This window comes from Phytohabitans sp. LZ39 (genome assembly GCF_059359075.1).
This window is the reverse complement of sequence record NZ_JCADBM010000038.1, coordinates 66008-73677: the sequence shown is the minus strand read 5'-3', so window position 1 is coordinate 73677 and position 7670 is coordinate 66008. Positions and strand designations below refer to the sequence as shown.

The 7670-nt window shown below is 72.4% G+C and carries 7 protein-coding genes; 3 read left to right on the top strand and 4 right to left on the bottom strand.

What is annotated here, in order from left to right:
• Window positions 1–388: 388 nt before the first annotated feature.
• The 4 genes from AC5L36_RS43190 to AC5L36_RS43175 form a co-directional block, all read right to left on the bottom strand.
• Complete coding sequence (locus tag AC5L36_RS43190) at window positions 389–1531, bottom strand: hypothetical protein (protein WP_441221892.1); 1143 nt, start codon at window positions 1529–1531, stop codon at window positions 389–391.
• Window positions 1528–2424 (bottom strand): HAD family hydrolase, encoded by an 897-nt coding sequence (locus AC5L36_RS43185; RefSeq protein WP_441221894.1) that lies wholly within the window; start codon window positions 2422–2424, stop codon window positions 1528–1530. The genes AC5L36_RS43190 and AC5L36_RS43185 overlap by 4 nt, the downstream gene beginning before the upstream one ends.
• A 78-nt stretch (window positions 2425–2502) precedes the next feature.
• Window positions 2503–3600: a DUF5667 domain-containing protein gene (locus AC5L36_RS43180; protein ID WP_441221896.1), complete on the bottom strand. Its 1098-nt coding sequence runs from the start codon at window positions 3598–3600 to the stop codon at window positions 2503–2505.
• A gap of 190 nt (window positions 3601–3790) precedes the next feature.
• Complete coding sequence (locus tag AC5L36_RS43175) at window positions 3791–4642, bottom strand: ECF subfamily RNA polymerase sigma factor, BldN family (RefSeq protein WP_441222252.1); 852 nt, start codon at window positions 4640–4642, stop codon at window positions 3791–3793.
• Window positions 4643–5183: 541 nt separating this feature from the next.
• Between AC5L36_RS43175 and AC5L36_RS43170 the strand changes: the two genes are divergently transcribed.
• Genes AC5L36_RS43170 through AC5L36_RS43160 form a run of 3 tightly spaced genes read left to right on the top strand, consistent with a single transcriptional unit; the run spans window position 5184 to window position 7654 of the window.
• On the top strand, window positions 5184–6758 hold the full coding sequence (locus AC5L36_RS43170; protein WP_441221898.1) for an AMP-binding protein: 1575 nt from the start codon (window positions 5184–5186) through the stop codon (window positions 6756–6758).
• Entirely contained in the window at window positions 6755–7003 is a 249-nt protein-coding gene (locus tag AC5L36_RS43165) for a glutaredoxin family protein (protein ID WP_441221899.1), read from the top strand. The genes AC5L36_RS43170 and AC5L36_RS43165 overlap by 4 nt, the downstream gene beginning before the upstream one ends.
• Before the next feature lie 9 nt (window positions 7004–7012).
• The gene (locus AC5L36_RS43160; RefSeq protein ID WP_441221901.1) at window positions 7013–7654 is read left to right on the top strand and encodes an HAD family hydrolase; all 642 of its coding nucleotides are present in this window, start codon (window positions 7013–7015) and stop codon (window positions 7652–7654) included.
• Window positions 7655–7670: the final 16 nt, after the last annotated feature.

The following is a 7670-nucleotide window of genomic DNA, read 5'->3' as shown; positions in this document are numbered from 1 at the left end:
AAGACCCGAAGTCAGTCCGTCGTAGGGTCAGACCCCCGACGGGAGGTGCTCACAAACATCATCTCTGTCCGTCGTGGCCCAGGCCGTTGCTCCCGCGGCCTCACCCATTCGCTGTTGGTTGTGGTTACCCTCGTCGCGCTGAGTGATCGCCGCGACGAGGTGAGTGGCGCGAAGTCTCGCGTCCCATCTGCTTACTGTGCGTTCCTCGCCGCTGGCGGCGCGGCCTCAGACGCTGCGGGGTCGGGGTGGGCTTGTGCCGCGGAGCCGGCAGCGGAGGCCGGGGTTTTCGGCGAGCCCTGGCGAGCCGCCGGCCGGAGCGGTGCCCGCGGGAGCATACGGTCTGCAAGTGACGCGGACGGGGGTAAATCTGGCTATTGGGGCGGATCCTCTACCTGAGTGTGCGTAGGTCCAACGTGTGCCAGGCGGTCGTTTCGTTGTTGCCGGTCGACCACCAGAGCAGCCCGCCGCGGCTCTGCACGATCCCGACGCCGTCGGCCACCACGACGACTCGCTTTTCCTTCAGGTCGTAGAGCAGCAGCTGCTGCGCGCTGATCGGCGCACTCTGGTCGCCGTTGCTCTGTGAGAGCACCTCGAACCTGTCGAGCAGCGCCACGTCGATCACGGAGGCCGTGGCCGCGCCGCCCGCGATGCGGCGGCGGTCGGTGCCGTCCGGGCGCATCAGGTCGATGCGGGAGGGGCCGTCGCCGGCGAGTACCAGCACGCGGCACCAGGCCGGGCCGCAGGTGGCCAGCTCGGTGGACGCGGCCTGCACGGTGCGGACCTGCCGGGTGTCCAGGTCGCGCAGCTGCACCGGGCCGGTCTGGCCGCTGCCGGCGCTCACCAGCCAGGGCCACGCCGACAGCGCCCAGGCGCCTGGCTCGGTGCGCACCGAGACCGGGCCGCCGGTGAGCGGCACCGAGCGGATCTCGGTCTTCGTGTCGCCCTGCGGCGAGACCGACACCCAGTGCAGGCGGCCGGCGGCGATCACCATGTCGTACTGGGAGTTGAAGAGCACCACGTCGCCGGTGTCCTCGGTGAGCATGCGGGGCGCCGCGCCGCTCGCCACGTCGGCGGCCCACATCTGGGTGCGGGCGGTGCCGTCCGCGCCGCTGACCGACTCCGTCCAGGCGACCTGGTCACCGTCGCGTACGAAGCCACCGAACTGTGGTGTGGCCTCGGCCGGCAGGCTGCGCAGCTCGCGCAGGGAGCCGTCGGCGCCGCGCAGCACGAGTCGCTGGTGGGTGCCGTCCGCGTCGGGTGCCGTGCCGAGCGAGGTCTTGGCGTCGAGGAAGTAGGCCGGGCTGTAGGACGAACCGGAGAAATCGGCGCGCTCGGCGTCCGGCCACACCTGGGCGACCGTGCGTGGCGGCTGGGGGCCGGCGGGCGGCTCGTGGTCGGGCGAGAGGGCCAGCAGCGTGCCGGCCGCCGCCAGCGCGACGCCGAGGCCGGCCAGGCCGACCGTCCGTCGAGGGCTGGGACGCCGGCCGGATCGTGGCGCGGGCACCACCGGTCGCCCGGCCGTCAAGGTCATCGGCGGGACCGGCGGCGGCGCATGGCTACCCCGGCCGCTACGGCGCCGAACAGCACCGCGGTGGCGGCGGTCGTCGGTACGGCGATCTTGGCGGCCTTGCGGCCGGTGCGGAAGTCGCGGACCTCCCAGCCCCGCTCGCGGGCCTCGGCACGCAGCGCGCTGTCCGGGTTGACGGCGACCGCGTTACCGACGATCGACAGCATCGGGATGTCGTTGGACGAGTCGCTGTACGCCGTGCAGCGGGACAGGTCGAGGCCCTCGACCGTGGCCAGCTGGAGGATCGCGTCCGCCTTCGCCGGGCCGTGCATCAGGTCGCCGACCAGCCGCCCGGTGTACGCGCCGTCTTGCACCTCGGCGACCGTGCCCACCGCGCCGGTGAGGCCGAGCCGCTCGGCGATCACCCGGCCGAGCTCGACCGGCGCCGCGCTGACCAGCCAGACCCGCTGGCCGGCGTCGAGGTGGAGCTGGGCGAGCGCCCGGGTGCCGGCCCAGATCCGCTCGGCCATCAGCTCGTCGAAGATCTCCTCGCTGAGGCGCTCCATGTCGTCGACCCGCCAGCCCTCGACGAACGCCAGCGCGGTGGCCTTGGCCTTGGACATGTCGCCGGCGTTTTCCCGGGCGAGCAGCCGGAAGCGGGCCTGCTGCCAGGCGAACCGGGCCAGGTCGCCGGTCGTCAGGTACTTACGGGAGGCGAGCCCGCGGGCGAACCAGTAGATCGAGGCGCCCTGCATCATCGTGTTGTCGACGTCGAAGAACGCGGCGGCCTCGCTGTCTGGCGGGACGGCCAGGGCCGCCTCCAGATCGGTGGCGGCCCAGCCCGCGGTGTGGCCATAGGCGTCGGTGCTGACAGTCACCTTCTTGGACTTTCCGCCGACCCTGCGGGTGCGCGCCACGCGTGGACCTCCCTCTGGCTCCCTCCTAGGGAGGGTAGCCAACAGGGTCCTGAATCACCCCTAAAGCGGAGGCCGTCCCTAGCCCAGCAGGTCACCGAGAATGCGTCCCAGGCCGTCGAGGAGACCGTCGTCGGTGCTGGACGGGCTGGGCTCCGGCTGGCCGGCCGGCGCCGAGCCACCCGGAGCGGGTGTGCCCGGTGGCTGGGTGGCTTCGCCGCCCGCGGGCTTGGCGCCGGCGCCCTCCGAACGCTCCGGCGCCGGCTTGGTGCCCTCACGCTGCGAGCTGTCCGGATCCGAGGCCGGACCCGGACGGCCCTGGCTCGGCGCCGACCAGCAGGTGCCCGGCTTCGGGCCGAGTGCGTCGGCGCCGACCGTGGCCGCGTCGCCGCACTCGAGCGTGGTGCGCAGGGCCTTGGAACGCTGGCTGACCTGGTCGAGCACGGCCAGCGACGTCACCGCCCGGTCGCGGCTCGCGGTCGGCAGGCGGTCGAGCATCTTGGTGATCTGCTGGCGCTGCCCGCTCACGAACGTGTCGACCGCGTCGAGCGGGGTCGCGTCGCGCCGGGCGATCGCCGCGCCGTGCAGCAGCTTGGCGCCCTCGCGGGTGTCGCCATCCATGTCGTCGAGCACGCCGGCGAACCCGGCCGTGTCGCGCACCGCCCCCGCCTCGGCGAGCCGCGTGCGGGCGAAGTCGAGGAAGAGCTGGCCGCGGGTGACGTCGGAGCTGGCGAGCGCGAGCTGGGCCCGCTCGGTGGAGCGCTTGACGCCGTACAGCGCGTCGCCGGGCATCGCGTTTTCGCTGGCCGCGGACATGCCGGAGACGGCGATCGCGCCGACCGCCACACCGACGATCACGGCGCCGCGGGCGCGGATCCGGCGACCGGTGAACCGTGGCCGGGTCTCCGCGGTGAAGTCGGGCTCGGGTGCCTCGACCGCGGTCGCGCCTATCCCGTCGCGCTCCGCCTTGGCCACGAGCATCGCCCGTAGGCCAGTGCGGAAGTCGGGGTCGATCTCGACCTGCGGCTTTACGGCGATCAGATGGTCGCTGACCGCGATGAGCTCGGCGAGCTCCTCGTCGGCACGGTCGCGCACGTGGTGTCGGCGTCCGCCGCCGGCCTCGTCGAGGAGCTGCGCGAAGCGCTCGGCGCGCCGGCGGTAGAAGACGTTAGTGGTCACCGCGGGCACCTCCCTTCGCTGGTCACGGCTGCGCGGCCGGCGTCCTCGCCGACCGGTGCGACGGCAGCGGATACCGCGTGATGGGCCAGGGGGGATGTCAGCGCCACCGCCGGTCGCACCAATACAAACGCAGGGTGGGCACGACCGGTTACGGGTGCGCGCGAAGCGCAATTACGAAGAGTGAGGAGGATCACGGTTGGAACCCGTCCGGCAGCAGCCGGGCGAGTGCGCGTACCGCCCGGTACTGAAGGGCCTTGATGGCCCCCTCGTTCTTACCCATCGCCTGGGCGGTCTCGGCGACGGAGAAGCCTTGCAGGAAGCGGAGGACGATGCACTCCTGCTGCTCGGGGTTGAGCTGCTTGACGGCGGTCAGCAGGGCGACGTTGGTGATGTGGTCGACGACGGCGGCCTCGGGGCTGCCCTCCGGCCCGCGGTCTTCGCGGTCGGCGTCCAGGACGTCGCCGGTCGTCACCTCGAGGCGGTAGCGGCCGGACTTGAAGTGGTCGGCGACAAGGTTGCGGGCGATCGTGACCAGCCAGGCGCCGAGGTCGCGGCCCTGCCAGGTGAAGCTGCCGATGCGCTTGAGGGCGCGCAGGAAGGTGTCGGAGGTGAGGTCTTCGGCGAGCTGGCGGTTGCCGACCCGGAAGTAGACGAACCTGAAGACGGTGTCGACGTAGCGGTCGTAGATCAGGCCGAACGCCTCGGCCTCGCCGGCCTGTGCCCGCTCGACCAGCGCCCACACCTCGGCGGCCGCGTCGGTGGGGTCGGGGCGGTCGGGGTACCTCGTCGGTGGCGTGCTGCCCCCGCTGGGTGGACCGGTCTCGACGACCGGCAACACCGCGGTGTCGGTGTCGCCACCCGACCGCGCACCCGGGTCGGCTGGGTTGTGCCCCTGCGCCGGCTGGGCCGGCATCGACGGGCGGCCCGGCGCGACGACGCGGCCGCCGACCGGCTTCGCGTTGGAGCCCGGCACGTGGCGCCCGGGAGTCTCGTTGACGTGTGGCGTCCTGTTGCGGGTGTGCCTGGTGCCCATGTCGTTCATGGCCAGGCGCAGAGTCCGCAGACCCTGGGCGAGTGCCATCTGCGCGTACAGCTCCTGGTACGTGTAGGCCGTCACTGCCCCTCCTCCGTGACCCCGCGCAGCGCCATCATCGGGCATGTGCCGGGTCTGGCGCGGTCCCCTACCAGCGGGACAGGACGCGCCATAGGGCGACACACACCCATGAGGTGCTGGTGCGGTGCGTTAACGGGCACGGCGGCCTCCTCGGGGTGAGGGGTGTCGACTCACGGCAAAAGGGGTGAGCCGACCCAGAGATAATAGGGCCAACATCACCCACGTGTGCGGAGTCCGTTACACAGAGCCGAATTATTTACCGATCGTGGGCGCATCTGTCGCACACCGTGTGCGGCGTCGGACACCCGACAGGGGTAACGGAGCCCCCGTTCGGGTGACGACCAGCGCGACACGCCGCGCGCACCCCGTTCGTGCGTCTTCGAGCCTAAGCAGGTGTACCTGACGCAGGTGCGCCCGATGTGAACATCAGACGACACCGAAGTAAGGCGCGTCACACTACCCTGTGAGCGTGCACGAACCAGCCGATGCCGACGCAACCGCCCACAACCTGGCCGACTACGTGCGCCGTGCGGCGCGTGTGGGTGCCGACCGGCCGGCGCTGGTCTGGCGCGGCGAGACCGTTACCTGGGGCGAGCTCGACGCCAGGGTGGACAAGGCGGCCCGCGGCCTGGGCGCGCTCGTCGTCGGCCGAGACACCATGGGACACCCGGCGCGGGTGGCGATCGCACTGCACAACACACCCGACTTCGCGGTCGCGCTCTTCGGCGCGCTGCGGGCCGGGCTCGCCGCGGTGCCGATCAACCCGGAGTACACCGCCCGCGAGCTGCGCCATGTCCTCGCCGACTCGGCCGCCGCCGCGCTCGTCTGCACCGAGCAGGTCCGCGACACGATCGACGGGATCCGGGGCGAGCTGCCCGCGCTCTCGGCGGTACACGTGGAGATGTCGGACCTGGACGGCCCGCCGCCGGCCGGCGAGTCCGGCGGTGAAGACCTGGCCGTGCTCCTCTACACCTCGGGCACGGAGGGCAGCCCGAAGGGCGCGATGCTGTCCCACCGCGCGCTGATCGCCAACCACGTGCAGGTCGCGCGCGTGCCTTCGGTCGTCGGGCCGGATGACGTGCTGCTGCTGGCCGTGCCACTGTTCCACGCCTACGGGCTCAACTCGGGGCTCGGCGCGGTGGCCTTCCACGCCGCGTGCGGCGTGCTGGTGGAGCGGTTCGACCCGGCCGCCACGCTGGAGACCATCGACCGCCACGCGGTCACGGCCGTGGTCGGCGTCCCCTCGATGTACGCGGGCTGGGCGGCGCGGCCCGAGCTGGGCGGCGCGTTCGGCTCGGTGCGGCTGGTGGTGTGCGGCGCCGCGCCGCTCGAGCCGGCCACCGCGGCGCACATCGCCGACGCGACCGGACGCCAGGTCTTCGTCGGGTACGGGCTGACCGAGACCGCGCCCGTGCTCACCTCGACGATGCTGAGCGGCGCGCCGAAGATCGGCTCGATCGGGCAGCCGATCCCGGGCGTGGAGCTGCGGCTGGTGGCCGCCGACGGCGGTGACATCTGGCGCGACGGCACGGTCGACCCCGACGCCGAAGACGAGCTGCTGGTCGAGCTGGAGTCGCCGGGCACCGACCCCGGCGAGATCGTGGTGCGCGGCGCCAACCTCTTCTCCGGGTACTGGCCGGACGGGCGCGACGGGCCGGGCAGCGAGGGCTGGTGGGCGACCGGCGACGTGGCCTACGCGGACGCCGACGGCGACCTCTTCCTCGTCGACCGCCTGGGTGAGCTGATCCTGGTCTCCGGGTTCAACGTCTACCCTCACGAGGTGGAGTTGGTGATCCAGGCCTGCCCCGGCGTGGCCGAGGCCGCCGTGCTCGGCGCGCCGCACCCGCAAACCGGTCAGACGGTGAAGGCGTACGTGGTGCGTGAGCCGGGCAGCGAGCTGACCGTGGCCGAGCTTCAGCGGCACTGCGAGCGCAACCTGGCCCGGTTCAAGAGCCCGACCGCGATCGAGTTCGTGCCGTCGCTGCCGCACTCGCCGACCGGCAAGGTGCGCAAGACGTTGCTGCGCTCGGAGGCCGTCCAGTGAGCGATGCCCGGCTGACGCTGATCACGCGTTCCGGCTGCCATCTCTGCGACGTCGCCAAGGAGGCGATCGAGCGGGTCGCGGCCGCCACCGGCGAGCGCTGGGTCGAGGTCGACGTGGAGTCCGACCGCGAGCTTGAAGCGGAGTACGGCGACCGCGTGCCGGTGACCCTGCTCGACGGCAAGGAGCACGGCTACTGGCGGGTGGAGGAAGAACGCCTTCTCCGCGATCTGCGGGCCGCCCAGTAAAGTTTCCGGGTGACGAGAGCGCACCTGGTGTGGGATTGGAATGGCACTCTTCTCGATGATCTTCCGCTGGTCGTCTCCTCGACGAACGCGGTGTTCGCCAGCCTCTCCGGGCCGGCGCTGAGCGCCGAGGCACACCGCCTCGCCTTCCGCCGGCCGGTCGCCGAGTTCTACGCCGACGTGCTGGGGCGGGCGCTCGAAGAGGGCGAGTTCGGCCGGCTCGACAAGATCTTCCACGACGCGTACCGGCTGGGCCTGACCACGTGCGGGCTGGCTGCCGACGCCCAGGCCGCCATGACCAGTTGGTCCGGCACGCAGTCGCTGCTCTCCATGTGGTTTCACGACGAGCTCGTACCCGAGGTCGAGCGGCGCGGCCTCACCGCCCTGCTGGCCCGGATCGACGGGCTGCGGGGCACGGTCGGTGGCGACCTCAAGGCCGAGCACCTCGCCCGCCACCTGGCTGAGCTGGGCGTGGAGGGCTCGACGGCGGTGCTGATCGGCGACTCGGTCGACGACGCCGACGCGGCCGCCTCGGTCGGCGCCCGCTGCGTGCTCTACACCGGCGGCTTCACCGACCCGGCCCGGCTGCGCGCGGTCGGCGTACCGGTGGCCGACTCCCTCGTGGAAGCCGTGCGCCTCGCGGCGGCCGCCTAGATGGTGTAGTAGGGAA

What these genes read in the sequence shown, in the direction of transcription:
- AC5L36_RS43190 (WP_441221892.1), bottom strand. Translation starts at nt 1,531, where the DNA reads ATGACCTTGACGGCCGGGCGACCGGTGGTGCCCGCGCCACGATCCGGC.
- AC5L36_RS43175 (WP_441222252.1), bottom strand. Translation starts at nt 4,642, where the DNA reads ATGAACGACATGGGCACCAGGCACACCCGCAACAGGACGCCACACGTC.